General features: G+C 69.9%; 19 protein-coding genes. 12 read left to right on the top strand and 7 right to left on the bottom strand.

Translation table 11 applies throughout. The features are described 5' to 3' along the window. Nucleotides 1–24: 24 nt before the first annotated feature. The 11 genes from ABZT74_RS27150 to ABZT74_RS27100 all read left to right on the top strand — a co-directional run bounded on the left by ABZT74_RS27150 (nucleotide 25) and on the right by ABZT74_RS27100 (nucleotide 8,656). The gene (locus ABZT74_RS27150; protein ID WP_356176847.1) at nucleotides 25–768 is read left to right on the top strand and encodes a hypothetical protein; all 744 of its coding nucleotides are present in this window, start codon (nucleotides 25–27) and stop codon (nucleotides 766–768) included. A 225-nt stretch (nucleotides 769–993) separates the two neighbouring features. After that, nucleotides 994–1,575 (top strand): hypothetical protein, encoded by a 582-nt coding sequence (locus ABZT74_RS27145; RefSeq protein ID WP_356438820.1) that lies wholly within the window; start codon nucleotides 994–996, stop codon nucleotides 1,573–1,575. A gap of 457 nt (nucleotides 1,576–2,032) precedes the next feature. Continuing rightward, complete coding sequence (locus ABZT74_RS27140; RefSeq protein ID WP_356438817.1) at nucleotides 2,033–2,755, top strand: hypothetical protein; 723 nt, start codon at nucleotides 2,033–2,035, stop codon at nucleotides 2,753–2,755. A gap of 20 nt (nucleotides 2,756–2,775) precedes the next feature. Next, nucleotides 2,776–3,645: a hypothetical protein gene (locus tag ABZT74_RS27135; protein WP_356438814.1), complete on the top strand. Its 870-nt coding sequence runs from the start codon at nucleotides 2,776–2,778 to the stop codon at nucleotides 3,643–3,645. Further along, complete coding sequence (locus tag ABZT74_RS27130) at nucleotides 3,642–4,952, top strand: ATPase, T2SS/T4P/T4SS family (protein ID WP_355878158.1); 1,311 nt, start codon at nucleotides 3,642–3,644, stop codon at nucleotides 4,950–4,952. The genes ABZT74_RS27135 and ABZT74_RS27130 overlap by 4 nt, the downstream gene beginning before the upstream one ends. Before the next feature lie 107 nt (nucleotides 4,953–5,059). Beyond that, complete coding sequence (locus ABZT74_RS27125) at nucleotides 5,060–5,989, top strand: type II secretion system F family protein (RefSeq protein ID WP_356176913.1); 930 nt, start codon at nucleotides 5,060–5,062, stop codon at nucleotides 5,987–5,989. Next, on the top strand, nucleotides 5,986–6,909 hold the full coding sequence (locus tag ABZT74_RS27120) for a type II secretion system F family protein (protein WP_356176852.1): 924 nt from the start codon (nucleotides 5,986–5,988) through the stop codon (nucleotides 6,907–6,909). The genes ABZT74_RS27125 and ABZT74_RS27120 overlap by 4 nt, the downstream gene beginning before the upstream one ends. A gap of 91 nt (nucleotides 6,910–7,000) precedes the next feature. Beyond that, nucleotides 7,001–7,252, top strand: a complete 252-nt coding sequence (locus tag ABZT74_RS27115) for a hypothetical protein (RefSeq protein WP_081218765.1) — start codon at nucleotides 7,001–7,003, stop codon at nucleotides 7,250–7,252. 98 nt (nucleotides 7,253–7,350) lie between these two features. Continuing rightward, entirely contained in the window at nucleotides 7,351–7,731 is a 381-nt protein-coding gene (locus ABZT74_RS27110; RefSeq protein WP_355878300.1) for a TadE family protein, read from the top strand. A gap of 38 nt (nucleotides 7,732–7,769) precedes the next feature. Next, nucleotides 7,770–8,174 (top strand): TadE/TadG family type IV pilus assembly protein, encoded by a 405-nt coding sequence (locus ABZT74_RS27105; RefSeq protein WP_356176914.1) that lies wholly within the window; start codon nucleotides 7,770–7,772, stop codon nucleotides 8,172–8,174. Then, nucleotides 8,171–8,656 carry a pilus assembly protein TadG-related protein gene (locus ABZT74_RS27100; protein ID WP_355878152.1) on the top strand — a complete coding sequence of 162 codons (486 nt, stop codon included), beginning with the start codon at nucleotides 8,171–8,173 and terminating at the stop codon, nucleotides 8,654–8,656. The genes ABZT74_RS27105 and ABZT74_RS27100 overlap by 4 nt, the downstream gene beginning before the upstream one ends. A gap of 104 nt (nucleotides 8,657–8,760) precedes the next feature. On the opposite strand, the gene ABZT74_RS27095 is transcribed toward ABZT74_RS27100, so the two are convergent. From ABZT74_RS27095 to ABZT74_RS27065, 7 genes are all read right to left on the bottom strand, one after another. After that, a complete protein-coding gene (locus tag ABZT74_RS27095; RefSeq protein WP_355878149.1) occupies nucleotides 8,761–9,099 on the bottom strand; it encodes a hypothetical protein in 339 nt (112 codons plus the stop codon). A 33-nt stretch (nucleotides 9,100–9,132) separates the two neighbouring features. Beyond that, nucleotides 9,133–9,777 (bottom strand): hypothetical protein, encoded by a 645-nt coding sequence (locus ABZT74_RS27090; RefSeq protein WP_356176856.1) that lies wholly within the window; start codon nucleotides 9,775–9,777, stop codon nucleotides 9,133–9,135. 141 nt (nucleotides 9,778–9,918) lie between these two features. Next, on the bottom strand, nucleotides 9,919–10,608 hold the full coding sequence (locus tag ABZT74_RS27085; RefSeq protein WP_356438812.1) for a hypothetical protein: 690 nt from the start codon (nucleotides 10,606–10,608) through the stop codon (nucleotides 9,919–9,921). Between the two features lie 50 nt (nucleotides 10,609–10,658). Continuing rightward, complete coding sequence (locus ABZT74_RS27080; protein WP_356438810.1) at nucleotides 10,659–12,245, bottom strand: putative T7SS-secreted protein; 1,587 nt, start codon at nucleotides 12,243–12,245, stop codon at nucleotides 10,659–10,661. A gap of 105 nt (nucleotides 12,246–12,350) precedes the next feature. Then, the gene (locus ABZT74_RS27075; protein WP_355878140.1) at nucleotides 12,351–12,554 is read right to left on the bottom strand and encodes a DUF397 domain-containing protein; all 204 of its coding nucleotides are present in this window, start codon (nucleotides 12,552–12,554) and stop codon (nucleotides 12,351–12,353) included. A gap of 7 nt (nucleotides 12,555–12,561) precedes the next feature. After that, nucleotides 12,562–13,413, bottom strand: a complete 852-nt coding sequence (locus ABZT74_RS27070; RefSeq protein ID WP_356438807.1) for a helix-turn-helix transcriptional regulator — start codon at nucleotides 13,411–13,413, stop codon at nucleotides 12,562–12,564. Between the two features lie 288 nt (nucleotides 13,414–13,701). Then, nucleotides 13,702–14,190: a SitI3 family protein gene (locus ABZT74_RS27065; RefSeq protein WP_356438804.1), complete on the bottom strand. Its 489-nt coding sequence runs from the start codon at nucleotides 14,188–14,190 to the stop codon at nucleotides 13,702–13,704. A 342-nt stretch (nucleotides 14,191–14,532) separates the two neighbouring features. On the opposite strand from ABZT74_RS27065, the gene ABZT74_RS27060 reads away from it, so the two are divergent. Beyond that, nucleotides 14,533–17,532 carry a BTAD domain-containing putative transcriptional regulator gene (locus ABZT74_RS27060; protein WP_356438802.1) on the top strand — a complete coding sequence of 1,000 codons (3,000 nt, stop codon included), beginning with the start codon at nucleotides 14,533–14,535 and terminating at the stop codon, nucleotides 17,530–17,532. Nucleotides 17,533–17,712 lie beyond the last annotated feature (180 nt).

The following is a 17,712-nucleotide window of genomic DNA, read 5'->3' as shown; positions in this document are numbered from 1 at the left end:
CCCGTGACCATCTTGGAAGGAACCATGGATCTTCAGTCCCTTGTCGCCGGATTCCGCAACGCGGCACCGCTCGGCGAACTGGAACAGGCATGGCAGTGGAACCTGAATCCCGTGCTGCACTTCGCGGGTGCCCTGACGGGTGACGGGAAGCGCCTTCTCCAGACGAATCAGCGTGGCAAGCACGACGAGAGCCTTGCCCGAGCCGTGCTCTCCTTCGCCCGCGAACACGAGGAGGCACTCATCGGCGGAGAACGCTTCATCGGCTTCGCGGAGGGGTTCAGCGCGCCCGGCTACGCGTTCGACACCGTAGCGGCTGCCCTACCGGAGGTGCACGGTCATCACAAGGCTCAGAATCCGGACCTCACCGCCGTGACGTACATCGTCTTCCCCGGGTACGCCTGCGAGTTCTCCGGCCGCGAGAGTCTGGCCGAAGCCGAGGCCAGGTACGCGAAGATGCTTCACCCCGCCGAGATCGGCCGGGAGCCCGTGCCCTTCCTGAAGATGCGGTTCGACAACCCGCGGACCGGCGGCGGCAGCACCAATCCGGGGCGCGCGCTGAGCTATGAGCGGATTCTCCTCCAGGAGATCCCGCAGTTGGAGAACGCGGTCGGCGGCTTCGTCGAGTTCGAGAACCGGCACGGCAAGGTATGGCGCACGGACTGGGACGGCGGATGGACGCTCACTGAGTTGGAGGCCGAGGAATCTTCGCCGCGCGAGGTCGGTCTGGACGAGCTTCTGGTCTTCGCCGCCGACCGACTGCGGGACTGATCACCACTCGAGATGTTCCCGGACGGAGGATTCCGTGGCGATGAGGCCAACCCGGAGGAGCCGGTGGTCCTCGACCCGACCTTGACGGCAGCCTTCGTCACGGACGGAGCGAGGAACTCGGGCGGGCCCGCCTCGAGGCAGCCCGGCGAAACGGGCCTCGGCTCCTCGCCGGCCGCACTCCGTTCCGGCTGCTCCCGGACCGACACCACCCCGAACCCACGCTCCGTGTACCGCCTGCTGCCGCGCATGGGCGAGTTCAGGACGCTGCTCCTGGGCAGTTCCCTGAGGAAACTCATCCGCTGGCAGATCATCGGGGCCGACTCCGATCTTCCGACCTCGTTCGACGGCACGTGGGACGGCAATCCCGGGTGGCGCGGAAGCGAGTTCCCGAGCGGATATCCGGGCGCCCCCGTCCTGAGCGGGCGGGTCGCCGGCCTCCTCGCCTACGACCTCGCGGAAGCGGGCCGCTTCGTGCCGGTCGCCACCGACGGGGCCGCACCCGCCGATGCCGCCGGGCCGGACGACTACGTCCTCTATCTCGTGGAGGGGATCGTCGACTGCCTGGACACCCGCAGGTCGTCCCGGCCGAAGAGGACCACCGGCGAGATCACGAAGGCGGTCTTCCGCCCGGAGGCGCTCCCCTCCCACCTCGCGGCGTACCGCGTGCCCGAGTACCGGGGCGGCGTCTACTGGAACGGCAGGGCCGCGCACCGCCTCACCGAACTCCTCGGCGAGGACGTCGAATCCCGCCTCGTGCGGTCGGAGGACCCGTCGCTCCCGGTCCATCCCCGTCCTTGGGGGTTCTGAGGTGCTGGACTGGTTCCGACCAGGGGAGTTACTGCTGTCCGTCGCCTTGGCCCGGAAGTTGCGGGTCCCCCATGTGGCTGAAACCCTCGCCCCTCCCACCCCCACCCGTGAGCACCTCGTGCAGGCCTCGTGCACGGTCGGTGACGAGGGGGGTCGAGGGGAGCGGTGAGGGATTCGCTGACGCACAGGTCGGAGGGGGCGAGGATGGCCGGGCCAACAGGGAACCATGGGGCTCTGGTTGCGCGTCGGTAACGTCGAGTCGGCTGCGCTTCGGGTGTCTTGACGCGCCTTGAGGGGCTTATGTGCGGCTGATACGGTGCCATGGCCTGACACTCGCTCCAGCGTTGGCTATCAGGCCAGGTCGGGCGGTACGTCCCGTAAAGGGGCACGGGGGCGAAGTGTCCAGTTTGGCACGTGAATTGACAGACATTTTCTTGGGTGTACGGGGAGCGGTTGCGTGAAGATCCAAGAGCGTACGGGGGCGGGCAACAACCGTTCCGCCTCGTCGGCTCACCCGGTGATGGGCGACCGTCTTCCCACACCGCCTCGCGAGCGCAAACCCGCGCTGGCCGCACTCGCCGTCCTCCTCATCCTCGTCGGCGCCCTCGGCGCCACCATGCTGGTGCTGCGGGCCGGCGACCGCGTCGAGGTCGTGAAGGTGACCAGCGACATCCAGGCCGGTGACTCCGTGGGGAACCACGTGGCGTCGGTGATGGTCGCGGACGACGCCGGCATCAACTACGTCAAGTGGAAGCAGCTCGGCACGCTCAAGAAGCTCAAGGCGAAGTCCACCATCTACACCGGGACCCTCGTCATCGGCGAGATGTTCTCCAACGGCGCGACGGTTCCGGACGGCAAGGCTTCCGTGGGTGTCTCCCTCAAGGAGGGCCAGTACCCGGCGGACATCAAGACCGGTGACACCGTCGCCGTCTACCGGGTCGGTGACGACACCTCCAGCAGCCGGGGTTCGTCCGCCTCCGCCGGTTCGAGCTCGTCCGGCGCGGACGACAGTCCGATCGTCGAGAAGGCCAAGGTCCTCTCCGTGAAGACCAGTTCGGACGCGACGATAAGCAGTACCAACCTGCCGGTCACCCTCATCGTGGACATCGGGGACGCCGCGGCTGTCGCCCAGGCCTCGTCGGCCGGCAAGGTCGCCCTCGTCCTCGTTCCCGGCAACTAGAGGCGAGTGAGTAGACAGTCATGGCGCTCATCGCCCTCGCCGCAGACAAGGGTTCCCCCGGAGTCACCACCGCCGCGGTGGCGCTCTCCGCGGTCTGGCCCCGTCGCGTGCTGCTCGCCGAGACCGACCCGGCCGGCGGCGACCTCGTGTACCGCAGCGCGGCGGCCCACGGCGGCCCGCTGAACCCCAACACCGGCATGCTGTCGATAGCGGCCACCGCGCGCCGCGGCCTCGTGCCCGACCAACTCTGGGACCACGTACAGCCGTTGAGCGGCGGGCTCGAAGTCCTCGTCGGCCTCGGCATGGCCGAGCAGGCGGCCGGACTCGCCGGGCTCTGGCCCACCCTCGGCCGCGCCTTCGCCCACCTCGCCGACTCCCCGAACGCGCCCGCCGACGTCATCGCCGACTGCGGCCGCATCAGCGGAGACACCCCGGCCGTCGAACTCTTCCCGCACGCCGCCCTGGTGCTCCTGCTGTCCCGCACCGAGCCCGAGGCCATCGCGCGCGTCCGCGACCGTGCCACGGCCCTCTCCGCCAAGCTGCACGGCGGCCCGCGCGGCGCCGCGAGCATGGCCACCCCGCTCATCGGTGTCGTCCTCATCGCCGAACCGGGCGACTCCGCCAAGCTCGTCCACCAGGTCAACGACATGCTCGTGGCGGCGCAGACCGGTGCGCGCGTCGTCGGCACCCTCGCCGACGACCCGGCCGGAGCCGAGCAGTTGGCCGGTCGCCGGCGCGGACGCCTCGACAAGTCGCTGCTCATCCGCTCGGCCCGCAAGGTCACCGCGGACCTCTACCAGCAGTACGGCGCCGCCTGGTCCGTACCGGCCGAAGGACCGCACGGATCCGCCGGGCCGCACGGGCAGCCCGTCACCGGAGCCGGGCGATGACCGCGGTCGACCATCAGCTCGTCAAGCGGTTCCGGCAGGACGCCGGTGACCGCATCGCCGAGCAGCGGCGCGAGGACCAGGTCCGCGGCGTCACCCCGATGTCCAACGAGGACGAGCGCCACTACGCGCGCGCCGTCATCGCCCAGATACTCGAGGACCACGCCCGCACCGAGATCAACCTCGGCCGCACCCCGCTCGACGCCGAGACCGAGGAGCAGTACGCGGCCGCCGTGCACGCCGCGCTGTTCGGCGTGGGCCGCCTGCAGCCGCTGCTCGACGACACGGACGTCGAGAACATCGACATCAACGGGTACGACCAGGTCTTCATCGGATACGCCGACGGCAGGGAGAGCACGGGCGACCCCGTCGCGGAGAACGACGAGGAACTGATCGAGCTGATCCAGATCCTCGGCGCCTACTCGGGCCTGTCGTCCCGTCCTTTCGACTCCGCCAACCCCCAGCTCGACCTGCGCCTCCCGGACGGCTCCCGGCTCTCCGCCGTCATGGACGTCACGCGCCGGCCCGCCCTGTCGATCCGTCGCGCACGGATGGGCAAGGTCTTCATGTCCGACCTGGTGGGCAACGGCACGCTGGCCCCCGAGGTCGCACACTTCCTCGCCTGCGCCGTCCGCGCCCGCAAGAACATCATGATCGCGGGCGCGACCAACGCGGGCAAGACGACGCTGCTGCGCGCCCTCGCCAACGAGATCCCGCCGCACGAGCGCCTCATCACCGTCGAACGCGCCCTGGAGCTCGGCCTCGACACCTTCGCCGACCTGCACCCCAACGTGGTGGCCTTCGAAGAGCGGCTGCCCAACTCGGAGGGCCAGGGCGCCATCACCATGGCCGAGTTGGTGCGCCGCTCGCTCCGTATGAACCCCTCCCGCGTCATCGTCGGTGAGGTCCTCGGCGACGAGATCGTGACGATGCTGAACGCGATGTCGCAGGGCAACGACGGCTCGCTGTCCACGATCCACGCGAACAGCTCCAGCGAGGTCTTCAACCGCATCTCCACGTACGCGCTCCAGGCGACCGAACGCCTGCCCATCGAGGCGAGCCAGATGCTCATCGCCGGCGCGGTGAACTTCGTCGTCTTCATCCAGCGCCGCAACGAGTACGAGTCCGGCGGCAGGCTCCAGCGCATGGTGACCTCCGTGCGCGAGGTCAACGGCGTCGACGGACGGGTGCTGTCCAGCGAGGTGTTCGCCGAGGCCCCGGACGGCCGGATCGTGCCGCACGCGCCCATCGCCTGCCTCGACGAGCTCATCGCGCAGGGCTACCGGCTGCCCGGCAGCGGGAATTGGTGACGACGATGACCCTCACGACCACCATCGCAACGTCCGTCGCAACGCCCGTCACGACGACCGGAAGCAAGGACATGACGTCCCTCGCGGCGCTCGACTCGCTCGGCTCCATGGGCGGTCTGTTCTCCACGACCGTGCTGTACGCGCTCGGCTGCGGAGTGGCCGTCGGCGGTGGCCTCGCCCTGTTCGCCGTCGCCGTCCGCGGACTGCCGGCCAAGCCGGAGCACGAGAAGCAGAAGGCGACCGAACGGGCCAACGAGCTGATCCGGTTCGCCGGTCAGCGCGGTTCGATCGCGGCGATCGCCGGACTCGTCGTCCTGCTCCTCACCCGCTGGGCCGTCGCCGGAATCGCCGCCGGCATCCTCGTCTTCTTCTGGGACAAGCTCTTCGGCGGCGCCTCGGAGGAACGCTCGGCGATGCGTCGCGTGGAGGCCCTCGCCTCCTGGACCGAGTCACTGCGCGACACCATCGCCGGCGCGGTCGGTCTGGAACAGGCCATCCCCGCCTCGGCGCGCGCCTCCGCCCCCGTCCTGCGCCCGCACCTCGACGCCCTGGTGGACAGGCTGCGCTCGCGCACCCCGCTGCCCGAGGCGCTCCAGCAGCTCGCCGACGAGATCGACGACGCGTCCGCCGACATCATCGTCGCCGCGCTCATCCTCAACGCGAAGCTGCGCGGCCCGGGACTGCGGCAGGTGCTCGGCGCCCTCGCCAAGTCCGCGCGCGAGGAGGTCGACATGCGTCAGCGCGTGATGGCCCAGCGCGCCTCGACCCGGCGCTCCGTGCAGATCGTCGTCGCGGTGTCCATCGCCTTCGTCCTCGGACTCTCGATCTTCAACCGTGATTTCGTCGAGCCGTACGGCACCGCGGTCGGCCAGCTCGTCCTCGCCTGTGTCTGCGGCCTGTTCGCCCTCGGCTTCTGGTGGCTGCGCAAGCTGTCCACCATCGAGACGCCCGAGCGGTTCCTGGTGCGTGACGAAGCGTCCGTGCAGTTCGTACGCCCCCGTACGCCGGTTTCTGGTGATGAGGCGGTACGCCGATGAACCTGACCATGCCGATCGTGATCGGCGCCGTGCTCGGACTGGGGATCTACGCCCTCGTCCGCGCCCTCATGCCGTCGCGCCGCAGCGCGGTCGCCCAGGTCGCCCGCATCGACGCGATGCGGGCCCGCGGGGCCGCGTACGAGTCCGCGCACCACGGGCAGCAGGACACCGGCCGGCTCGCCGGGCTGCGCGCCCAAGTGGGCACCCGGGTGGCCGACTTCTATCTCCAGCAGGGCTGGGAGCAGCGCTCGCTGCGCGCCGACCTGGCCGTCCTGGACCGGAGTTGGGAGAGGTTCCTCGCGACGAAGGTGCTTTTGGCCGCGGCCGGTGTGTTCTTCGGGCCGCTGCTGTTCGCGGTCGTCTGGACGCTGGGCTTCGGCAGGAGCCCGATCATCCCGGTCTGGCTGGCGCTGCTCTTCGCGCTCGTCTTCTTCTTCCTGCCCGACCTGGAGGTGCGGCGGGACGCGGTGGACAGGCGGCGCGACCTGCGGCGCGTGATCGGCGCGTACCTGGACCTCGTGTCGATGAGCCTGGCCGGTGGCCGGGGTCTGCCCGAGGCGCTGATGGCGGCCGCCGAGATCTCCGACGGCTGGGCGACGCAGCGCATCCGCAACGCGCTCGCCGACGCCCGGATCACCGGCATCAGCCAGTGGCAGGCGCTCGGCTCGCTCGGTGAGGAACTCGGCGTCGAGGAGCTGAAGGACCTGTCCGCCTCGCTGGCCCTGGTCGCGGACGACGGCGCGAAGGTGCGCGAGTCGCTCGCCTCGCGTGCCGAGACGATGCGGCACCGCGAGCTCTCCGAGATCGAGGGCAGCGCGGGCGAGAAGTCCCAGTCGATGCTCGTGGCCCAACTCCTCCTGTGCGCCGGCTTCCTGGTCTTCCTGATCTTCCCGGCGGCGATGCGCGTGTTCCAGGTCTGAACGTCGTACGTCCGCACGTCCGCGGTACCGAAAAGCGTCCCACCGCCTCGCAAGCCGACCACTGACTCAACTTCCGAGAGGACAACCCACCATGAACGGACGGAACTTCAACACCGGGATCCCGGGGGTGGACTTCCTGATCACCTTCCTCCAGGGCCGGGTGCAGCGTGCCCGCTCCGGCGAACTCGACCGGGGTGCGTCCGCGGTCGAGTGGGTCATCATCTCCGCCGTCGTCGTCGCGATCGTCGGCGTTGTCGCCGCGATCATCAACGCCGCGCTGAGCGACGGCGCCAACAAGGTCGGCGACTGCATCAAGGGTGCCGACGCGGGCAAGACCTGCTGAACGCGACGTAGACGGGGATTCGGGTGCGCGCACGTCAAGGGGTACGTCGTTGGGTGCGCCGCAGGGTGGAGGCAGCCTCCGCCCGCGGCGACTCCGGCATGACCGCGATCGAGTTCGTGCTGCTCACTCCGGTGCTCTTCTTCATGATCTTCGCGACCGTGCAGTTCGCGTTGTACTTCTTCGCGGACCACGTGGCACAGGCGGCGGCGCAGGCGGGTGCCCGCAAGGCGCGCGCGACGGCGGACGCGCAGCCCGGGGCGTGGCGCGGTGACGCGCGGGACGTGGTGGACAGCTACATCCGCCAGCTAGGCCCGCAGCTGGTGCTCTCGCCGGACGTGCGGATGCTTCAGCCCGACCCGGACACCGTGGGTGTCGAGGTCACGGCGAAGATCCCCACGGTCTTCCCCGGCCTCGACCTGACGGTGCACGCGCAGTCGTCGGGTCCGGTGGAGCGGTTCGTGAAGGATGCGGGCCCGTGACCGTACCGAAGCCCTCGCCGACGGCTCTGCGCGCCCGGATGTCCGGCCGTCGTGGCGACCGGGGGCTGTCCACCATCGAGGTGGTGATCCTCGCCCCCGTGATGATCCTGTTCATCCTGGTGCTGGTGGCCTTCGGGCAACTGGTCGACGGGCGTGGCGCGTTGGACGGCGCCGCCCGGGACGCCGCGCGTGCCGGCTCGATCCAGAAGGACCACGGGACCGCGATGGCCGAGGCGCGCAAGGCGGCCGAGGCCGACCTCGGGGACATCTGCTCGGGACCGGTCACGGTGACGCAGACCAGCGCGGGGTTCGAGCCGGACACGCTCTTCTCGGTCGAGGTGAGCTGTGAGGTCCGGGGACTCGCGATGATCGGACTCGACGTCCCGACCACCTTGAAGTCCACCTTCAGCTCGCCCCTCGACCCGTTCCGGAGGACGGCATGAGGCTGAACTCCGCCGCACGCGTGGGCACACGGGCCCGCGCATGGGCCGCGGCACGCAGGGTCCGCCTGGACGACCGGGGCTCGGGAGCCGGCGCGGTCATCATCTTCGCGCTCCTCTTCCTGTCCCTGTCCGCGTTCGTCATCGACGGCGGCATGTCGATCTCCAAGCGGGAACGCGCGGCCGACATCGCCGAACAGGCCGCCCGGTACGCCGCCCAGGACATCGACCTGGAGTCCCTCTACGACAACCAGAACGGCCCCGCCCCGATCAACTCCCAGAACTGCGACGCCCGCGTGAAGGCGTTCGCCCGCGAGATGGGCATGTCCGGCCGGGACATCGGTTCCACCCACTGCGTGGCCGCCGACGCCGAACAGGTCGAGGTCGAGGTCCAGTTGACCTATTCGCCGGTGTTCACGGGACTGTTCTACGGCGGCGACGTGACGGTGCACGGACGCGCGGTGGCGGAGAACGAGGTGGGCTGAGCGGAGAACGGGTCAGACTGAGGCGGGGAGGGAGCGGGCTGAGGCGGCGCGGCCGTAGGAGTACGGAGCGCGCTCGGCAGGAATCACCCGCCCGACGGCCACGGCTACTTGCCGCCCCCGCCCTTCTGGCCCCCGTCCTCCGTCTTCACCCCGTCCTTCACGTCCTTCGCCAGCTTGTCGTCGAGCTTGCGGAACTCGCGGACCACGGCATCGGACATCTCGGCGAGCGCGTCGAGGGCCTGGCCGATGTCCTCCCGGCCGTCCTCCCAGCCCGACTCGAAGTCGTCCAGGGCGTCGTAGACGGTGTCGTCACCGAGGTCGTCCTTGTAGGACTCGAACAGCTTCTTGGTGTGGTTCAGCCGCTTCTTGATGTCCCGCAGCCGCCCGCCGTAGTCCTCCAGCTCGCTCAACGGGAGCGCGAGGTCACTCTTGCCGCCGCCCATGTCGGTTCCCCCTCCTGGAACTCGGACCTACGGTCACACGAAACGGAAAGTGCTGGTCACCGCGTCGAAGATGTCGTGGAACGCCTCGGCGAGGTCCAGCACGGGACTGGCCCCGGAGACGAGAACGACCTGGCCGGTGGTTCCCGGGACCGGGATGTACGTCTGGGTCAGCACCATACGAAGCGTACGGGTGTCTCCCTGCGAGACGGGTACGTCCTCGACGCCGAACGTCCGCGCCGTGAGCCCGATTTCGGGGATCTCGACGGTGGTCACCGTGCGCCAGGCGTCGTCCTCGCGTCGGGGCGTGATGGTGCGCAGGCTGTCCGCGATGGCCCGGGGGTCGGTGGACAGGGCCGCGCCCTGCTCGCTCCTGGCCCCCACGACGGACACGGTGATCGTCGCCGAGAGGGGGACACCGTCGAAGTTCTCCGCCATGCAGCCCATGTACACCGCGCCGGAGTCGTGCGCGTCCTTGGCCATCCTGCGCAGCATGGTGGTCAGGTCGGACCGGTAGGGGGCGAGCTCCGGCGTCTCCCGGACCCGATCGTCCACGAGCGCCCGTATGGTCGCGTCCCTGCCCTCAGGGCGAATGTCGAACTCCCACCATGACTCCGGAACGGCGAGCGCGAAGCCCGTCGACGGGCGCGAGTCCTTCGAGTCATCGATGCGCGTGGTCACGTTCCGCTTCCTTGACGTCAGAGGTGAGGATCTACGGATGCGTCGCCGGTGATCGACGGCCGGACTCCGGACCGGTACCGAACTGCGTGCCGGCTCGTCGCGCCGGGCCCGGTCCCCGGTTCCTGCCTTCGGGGTACCCGCTCACGCGCCCTCGTCGTCGAAGGTGACGGGTGTGTACGTCTTCGCGTGAGCGGCGAGGAAGTCGCGAGCCTCGTCCGGCAGGGGAAGGGGAGCGGACGCGATGTAGTCGAGGAGGTTTTTCGGCGCGTAGTAGTCGACGAAGCGGTATTGCACCTCGGCCGCGTCGGGGTATCGATGCGTGACTCCGAGGCGTTGCAGAAGCTCGGGAAGGCCGTAGCCGCCGATCTCGTCCCCCAGATCCGAGGGAAGCCGATAGCGGGTCACGTCGGCGGGCGAGGCAGGAGTTCCACCCCCGCCGATGACGCGGAGCTGTGAGAGGCCGAGTCCGAACCACGGGCCGCTCTTCTTCACCACCATCCAGCGGTCGGACACCTGGCTCTGGAAAATGTCGCACGCGTCGCCTGAGAAGACGGGCAACATCCCGAGACCCATCCTGGTGAACGCCGCTTGCGAGCCGTCCAGGCCGGCGACCTCTTCATGCCCTGCCTGGACGAGCTTCACGAATTCGGCGTGGAATTGGGCTCGCTCGTCGGATTGTTCCAGGCATGAGAAGTGGAGATTGCCGTCGAGGAAGGCGGGAGAACCGGCCCAGGGGTCACGAACCAGACGGTAGCCGGTGATCTCTCCGCACTGGCCTTCGACCGGCGGTGCCGCCTCGCCGCAGATCTGGCAACGATTGATGTCGGGCATGGTTCTCCTGCTGGTCAGGTCCCGGGAGCGTACATCGCCGAGCGCATGAACTAGATGCCGGGTACGGGAACGAGCCCGCCTCGGTCGCTGATGGGTCCACCCGGTGGAAAGGTCCCCTGAGGCAATTCCATCACCCCGGTGTCGTCGAAGAATCTCAAGTTGCCGTCCCGGCTGATGACGACCTCCGTGTGCGGACTTCTCTTGTTCTCCAGGTCCCGGGTCATGCTGTTCCTGGTGCCCCGCGCGGCTTCCAGTTCGTCGGGGGGACCGGGTATCCGGTCTTCGGGGTGCGTGTGAGCGATGAACTTGTAGCCGTCGCCCGCGAGATCGTCGGGAATTCTGGTCGTCAGTTCCGTGCCCTGGAACAGCCGCATCTCGCCGGCCGGATTCTGGAGGACGGCGTGCTCGACGCCATGGAACCTCTGGAGTTCGGCCATGTGGCCGACGCTCACTTCGTTCGGGCCGATGCGCACGGGGCCGCGGGTCAGCGCCTTGGCGAGTTGACGTGCCTTCGGTGACAGTTCGCGGTAGGGGATCGTCCCGCCGAACAGGCGTGACGAACCCTTGAACGGCCGGGTGACAGCCCGGAGTCCTTCCCCCGACCTGAGCTGTCGGGCCTGCTTCAGGAGGCCTCCGCCGATGCCCTTCATGAAGGCGCCGCCCAAGCCGCGCAGCCCGCCCGCCTTCCAGAGCTTTCCCATCTTCGCGAGGTTGGTGAAACCCTTGGTCGCAGGGATGCAGTCGAGGACCGCGAAGATGAGATCGCCCCAGCCGGCCTGGCCGTTGAGCATTTTTCTCACCGTGTCGGCCAGGACGACCAGGGCTGCCGCGAAGACGAGCCAGCCGAGCGGGCCGCCCACGATCATCACGATGATGCCGACGATCGTCACGACCCACTTGCACACCGTGACGATCTCGTCCCAGTGGTCGGAGACCCAGTCGATGGGCTCCTCCCACCAGTGCCGGTTGTGGATACCGGCGTCCGAGGCGTCGTGGAGTTTCTTCACCGTGCGGCGGGCAGCGTCCTCGCGCAGTCCCTTGGCGTGGGCGGCGAGCTTCTTCGCGGCGTCCAGCAGGCCCTTCGCGTCGTCGACGTTCTTCTGGGCGGCGGTCTGCTGTTCCTTGGCGTGCTGGGCGTTACGTGTGGCACGTCGGACGTCGGCCTCGTCCGGTGGGGGGACGTCCTTGGCCCGGCTCTTGCCCGGGTCGTACGAGTCGGCCTTGGCCGTAGCCGTCCGTACCCAGTCGTCGGCGCCGGTCAGCGCGTGCTGGGCGGTGGCGAGTTCGTCGCGGGCCTTGCGGCCGTCGCGCAGCGCCTTGTCCGCCTTCTCCTGAGCGTCGTCCAGGTCGGGCCAGTACGACGCCAGCGCGTCGCCCGCGAGCGTGTAGGACTTCTTGAGCTTCTTCAGCTCGCCGGGCACGTCCTCGAACTCCGACGCGAACGAGTCCGCCGTCTTGCCGGCCCACTTCAGGACCGCGTCGTCGTTGGCCAGACCCTTGATGTCCCGGAGGATGTCCGACACGTCGTCGGCGAAGTCGTCCAGAGAACCGGCGAGTTTGCGCACGCGCTGCGGGTCGCCCGGTGTCGGGTCGCGGTCCAGGTCGAGTATGTGCCAGTCCGCCGGCCTGTTCGACACGTGTTCCCCCGTAGCACCTGCGATCTCTGGATCAGGACGTACGCCGGAACGTATCGCGCTGATCATTTCGGGTGGAACGCCGGTCAGGGCTTCGTAGAGGGGTTGTTACGCGCCCGGCGCCGTGACGGTTCCCGTGCGTATCGCTTCCAGGAGGTGGCCGAGCGGGGTCGGGGTGGTGGTGAGGATCGTGGTGGGGTCGTCGGACTCGCGGAGGTGGAGGGTGCTCGGCGTGGAGGCGAGTTCGACGCAGGAGTCGCCGTCGCCCGGGCCGGAGAAGGACGACTTCCGCCAGTTGTGGGGGGTGTTCATCGGTGCCTCACAGCTCCTTCGCCAACCTGTGGATGAAGTCGCGGGACCGCTTGGCGCCCAGCGAAACAGCCTCCACTTTACGGAAGAGCGTTCGATAGGCGTCGAGTTGGGCTTCCGAGTCGATGAAGGCCGCGCCCTGAGGCGCGTCGCGTACGACCGTGTCCAGCTTCGGTACGCGGCCCCCGGCGTACGTCATGGCACTGGTGGCGCCGGCGAATCCCTCCAGGTCGAAGGGGATCACGCGCAGGGTGATGTGGTGCGCCTCGGAGAGTTCGAGGAGATGCGTCAACTGGGCCCGGGAGGTGGCGCGCTCGCCGACCAGGATGCGCAGGGCCGCCTCGTGGACCACACCGTCGTAGGGCGTGGGGGCCGGTCCTTCGAGGATCACCCGGCGGTGCATACGGTGCCGCACGCGCAACTCGACGTCCTCGTACGAGAGTTCCGGCACCCGGTAGGCGAAGACGGCCCGTGCGTAGTCCTCCGTCTGGAGCGGGCCGGGGACGTACAGGAACTGCACCTCGCGGAGGAACGTGGCGTGGTGCTCCAGCTCGGCGAGGTCGAGGAACGGCGTGGGCAGCAGCCCGCGGTACTGCTCCCACCAGCCCCGGATCCGCTCCGTCGCCATGGCGGCCAGGGCGTCGGTGAACGCCTCGTCCGCACAGGCGTACTGGGCCGTCAGCCGGCGCAGCCGCTTCTCGCTCACCCCGGCGAGGCCCGCCTCGATCTGGCTGATCTGCGCGGGGTTCACCGCGAGCAGGATGGCCGCCTCCCGCGAGGTGAGCCCCGCCGCCTCCCGCAACCTCCGCAACTCGACCGCCAGACGCGACTGCCGCGCGGTCACGTCATGCCTCAATGCCATGGCATGCCTCTCTACAACGCGCGCGCAGGCGGGCCCGGTCGGGCGCTCAGATTACGTGATCGGCATCCGGCGGGCTTGAGAAGGCGTGCCGACATGGTGACGCCCGGTGGATGCCTGCGTCGAACGGGGGCACGGGAGGTGCGGTCGGCACTCCCTCAAACGGGCATGGCTCGAGCGTGCTGGTCCCGGAGAGCCTTCCATGCCGCCTCCTGGGCGACATCCGCGTCGGCGTGCCATGTGTCCTGACCAGGAAGGTCGGCAGAGCGGAACCTGAAACTCATATGTGGCTCACACGTCCATGCTGTGGGATTCCCGGCGGTAGGGCTGCGTCACGACGGCGAGACGTTGGGGGCGCCACAGGGTGTCGTCCTCGCTGAGACTCAGCTCGCCTTTCCTGCGGAGCATCCAGATCTGCTCGAACTGGAAGTGCAGGACCGCATCGCCGTCGATCCGTTCCAGCAGAGGTGTCACCAGCCGGATCATGTCGTGCTGTTGGTCACTGACTTCGACTCCCTTGGCCAGACGGAAGCCCACGCCCACGGTCGGAGTGAAGCCGAGGCCCGTGATGATGGGGTGCCAGGGCTGCAGCCGGCCGTCATCGACTACGCAGATCCAGGTGCCCAGTCTGGTGAGGACGCCTTCGTGCACGTCGACGAGTTGTTGGCTCGTAGCGCTCGCGTCGAAGACGCCGGTCTCCTTCCCGATTTCCGCCAGTCGCCTGGCGACCTCAATGGGAGGCAACTGAGTAGCGCAGTCCAGGTCGTACTCGATAGCCATTCTGATGGTTCCTTCGGGTGTTACGGGTAGAGGTGAACGATGTTTCGCGAGGGTGTTGGCCGAGTGCGCCTCTCACCCTGTCGCTCGGATCGTCTCGGCATCTTTCTCGCGTGCGGATCCACGTTGCGTGGCCGTGGCCAATGGTGTCGGGGGTGTGCAGATCCCGTGCGGGGGAGAGGTGGATGAGAGGCGCAACTCCGGCTTTTGGGGTGGGGGGTGGTGTATCGGGCGGTGGCTTTGTGCCGGCCTCTGCCCGGGCTTCGACACCCTCCTTAAGATCTCAGTAGGCTCGGTTCACCCCCCGACCTCACTCCCTCCTCACACGACCCCGGGACACCCGCCATGGCGCGACGCACCACTTCCAGCTCGACGGGCACCTCGCCGAGTCCGAGGAATCGGACGCCGCAGCCCCTGCCCCGGCGTCGCAGGACGTTCGGGGACTTCGTGAAGGCGCTCGGGGCGTTCGTCGCCCTGCTGGTGCTGCTCGTCGGGGTGCCCGGCGCGCTCGCCGTCAGCGTGGGGTGGCCGCTGCCGCACGGGGCGCCCCAGATGGACTGGCTCCAGCGGGAGATCTCCGTCAGCACGTTCATCAACGCTCTGACGGTCATCGTGTGGTTCGCGTGGGCGCAGTTCACCGCCTGCGTACTCGTCGAGGTGAAGGCCGCGCTGTCGGGCGTCGGGATGCCCAACCGCGTTCCGGGCGCCGGCGCCAGCCAGTTGCTGGCCCGCCAGCTCGTCGCGGCGCTGCTCCTCGTCAGCGCGGCCGCCGCCAGCTTCACGCCGGGCCTCTCGCAGCTCGGCCAGAGCCTGGAGGGCAGCCAGCACGGTTCCGTGGCCGCCGCGCAGCAGACTCCCGGACTGTTCGGGCAGCAGCAGGAGCAGGCCGCCTCCAGTGCCGCCGCAGCGGTCGCCGAGCAGGCCGCCGACGCGGCGGACGCGGCGGCCCACGCGGACGGTGCCGGTGCCACCGAGCACGGCGACACGAAGTACTACCGGATCCAGCCCCCCGAGGGCCGGCACCACGACTCGCTCTGGGAGGTCGCGCAGCGCCACCTCGGCGACGGGCGCCGGTACAAGGAGATCTACCAGCTCAACAAGGACCGTACGCAGCCCGACGGTTCGAAGCTGTCCGAGGCCAGCCTCATCCGGCCCGGCTGGATCCTGGAGATGCCCGGCGACGCCCGCGGCGGCGAACTCGTCGAGATGCCCGACGCGGCGCCCGAGGTCTCCCAGCAGGTCCAGCAGCAGATCCACGACTACGCCAAGACCGGCGACCAGCAGCGGGGCGGCGCCGCCAACCGGCAGAACGAGCAGGGCGACCGGGACACCGCGCACATCCACGTACCCCGGCAGCGTCCCGCCGGGCAGCCCGCGGCCGGCGGCGACGAGCGGCGCGAACCCGCCCCCGCCGAAGCCGCGCATGCCGCGCAGGGTTCCGAGGACAGCGGGTTCACCTTCGGGCTGCCGGAGGCCCTGGTCGGTGCGCCGCTGCTCGCCGCCGGCCTCCTCGGCGCCCTCGGACGGCGCCGCCGCCAGGCACTGTGGCAGTCCGCGCTCGGCGCGGTCGGCGGGCGGCGCGGCATGGAGCCGCCGGTTCCCACCGGCTCCGCCGCGGACGCCCAGGACGCGCTGCTCGTCGGCGCAGACCCCGAAGGCGTACGCCTGCTCGACCTCTCGCTGCGCGGACTCGCGAGCGCCCTCGCCGCGGAGTCCCGCCCGCTGCCCACCGTCTACGCGGCCTGGCTCGGCGGCAACGGCGACCTGCACCTCCAGCTCGCCCAGCCCGCGGGCAAGCCGCCCACACCCTGGCAGCTCGGTCAGGACCAGACGTTCTGGATGCTGGCCCGCGCGGACGCCGAGCAGTACGAGGAGGTCGACACGGCCGCTCCGTACCCGGGCCTCGTCAGCCTCGGCACCATGGACGACTCGCGGCTGCTCCTCAACCTGGAGGCCGTGCCCGGCATCGTCTCGCTGAGCGGCAGCGCGGCCGACCGCGCGGGCGTCTTCGCCTCCGTGGCGGCCGAGTTGGCCACCAACGGCTGGTCCGACCGCATGACGATCACCCTCGTCGGCTTCGGCGAGGACCTCACCCCGCTCGCACCCAGCCGGCTGCGCCACCTCGACGACGTCGAGGCGCTCGTCGAGACCATGGAGGCGGAGACCCGTCAGCGCCGCGGCGCCCTCGGGGCCGCCGGTCACGACTCCGTCCTCACCGGCCGCACCGGACCCGCCCAGCACACCCGTTGGGCCCCGCACCTCGTCCTCCTCGCCACCGAGCCCTCCGCCGAGGACGCGGTCACCCTCGCCGAACTCGCGGCCGACGCGGGACGGTTGGGCATCGGCTACCTCGTCGGCACGGAGAGCGGTTATCTGCCGGGCGCCGCCTGGGAGATGGAGATCACCGGCGAGGGCAAACTGCTCGCGCCGCTGCTCGGCCTCGAACTCGACGCGCAGCTCCTGCCGGTGGCACAGCAGCGGGCGGTCGTGGAACTGTTCGTCGAGGCCGACCCGGAGCGCGACCCCGACGGGCCGACGACCACCCCGCCGTTCCTCGTCGACATCAGCGAACAGGGGCGGCCCGCCGTCTACGCGCGGCTCGTCGGCTCGTACGAGATCATCGGCCTGGACGCGCCCGACGGCGAACGCAGCCCGCTGCTGCACGAGGCCCTCGCGCTGCTCCTGCTGCACCGCGAGGGTGTGCACCCGCGCGTGCTGTCCGCCGCGCTGTGGCCGCGCGGAGTCACCGACGACGTCCGCGACGCCCTCGTCGAGCGGCTGCGCGACTGGCTCGGCGCCGACCCCGACGGCACAGCCCGCCTCGGCACCGACGAGGCCGGGCGCCTCACGCTCGCCAAGTCCGTCGTGTCCGACCTCGACGTGCTGCGCTCCCTCTACCACGAGGCCACCCAGGGCAAGGGGGTCGACAGCCGGGTCGTCCGCGGCCGGTTGCTCACCGACGCGCTCGTCCTCGTCCGCGGGCCGCTGCTCGCCGACCGCCCGCAGGGCCGCTACGGCTGGCTCACCCACGAGATCATCGACGCCCAACTGCCGCTGCTCGTGGCGGACATCGGACTCGCACTGTCCGCCTTCCATCTGGAGAAGGACCGTGCGGAGAAGGCGATCGAGGCGCTGAACGCCTCGATGAACTCGGCTCCGCGCGACGAGCGCCTGTGGAACGAGCTGCTGCGGGCGACCCATGCCACGGGCGACACCGACCGGCTGAAGGGGCTCGCCGCCGACCTGGTCACCCGCAGCGGCGCGCGCGGCCTGCCGCCCCGCACCGAGGCACTCCTGGACGAGCTGCTCCCCGCGTGGCGTTCGAACGGGGCAGCCGTGGGGTGATCCACCCCTCCGTTCCGCCGGCCCCGGCGACCGACGTACCGTCTCCGGGCGAACTGGGCAGCCCGTCGTACGGACTGCCGGGTACCCGTCGTACGGTCGCCGGGCCTGCGGCGGACGGACCCGGCACCGGCCGTGAGGCCGCCCGGCGGGGCGCGGTGGTCGCCGGACCCGGAGTGACGG

Origin of the sequence: Streptomyces sp. NPDC005302 (genome assembly GCF_040607345.1) — a bacterium.
GTDB lineage: Bacteria > Actinomycetota > Actinomycetes > Streptomycetales > Streptomycetaceae > Streptomyces.
Note: the sequence above shows the minus strand (reverse complement) of the source record. Positions and strands in the feature narration are given on the sequence as shown.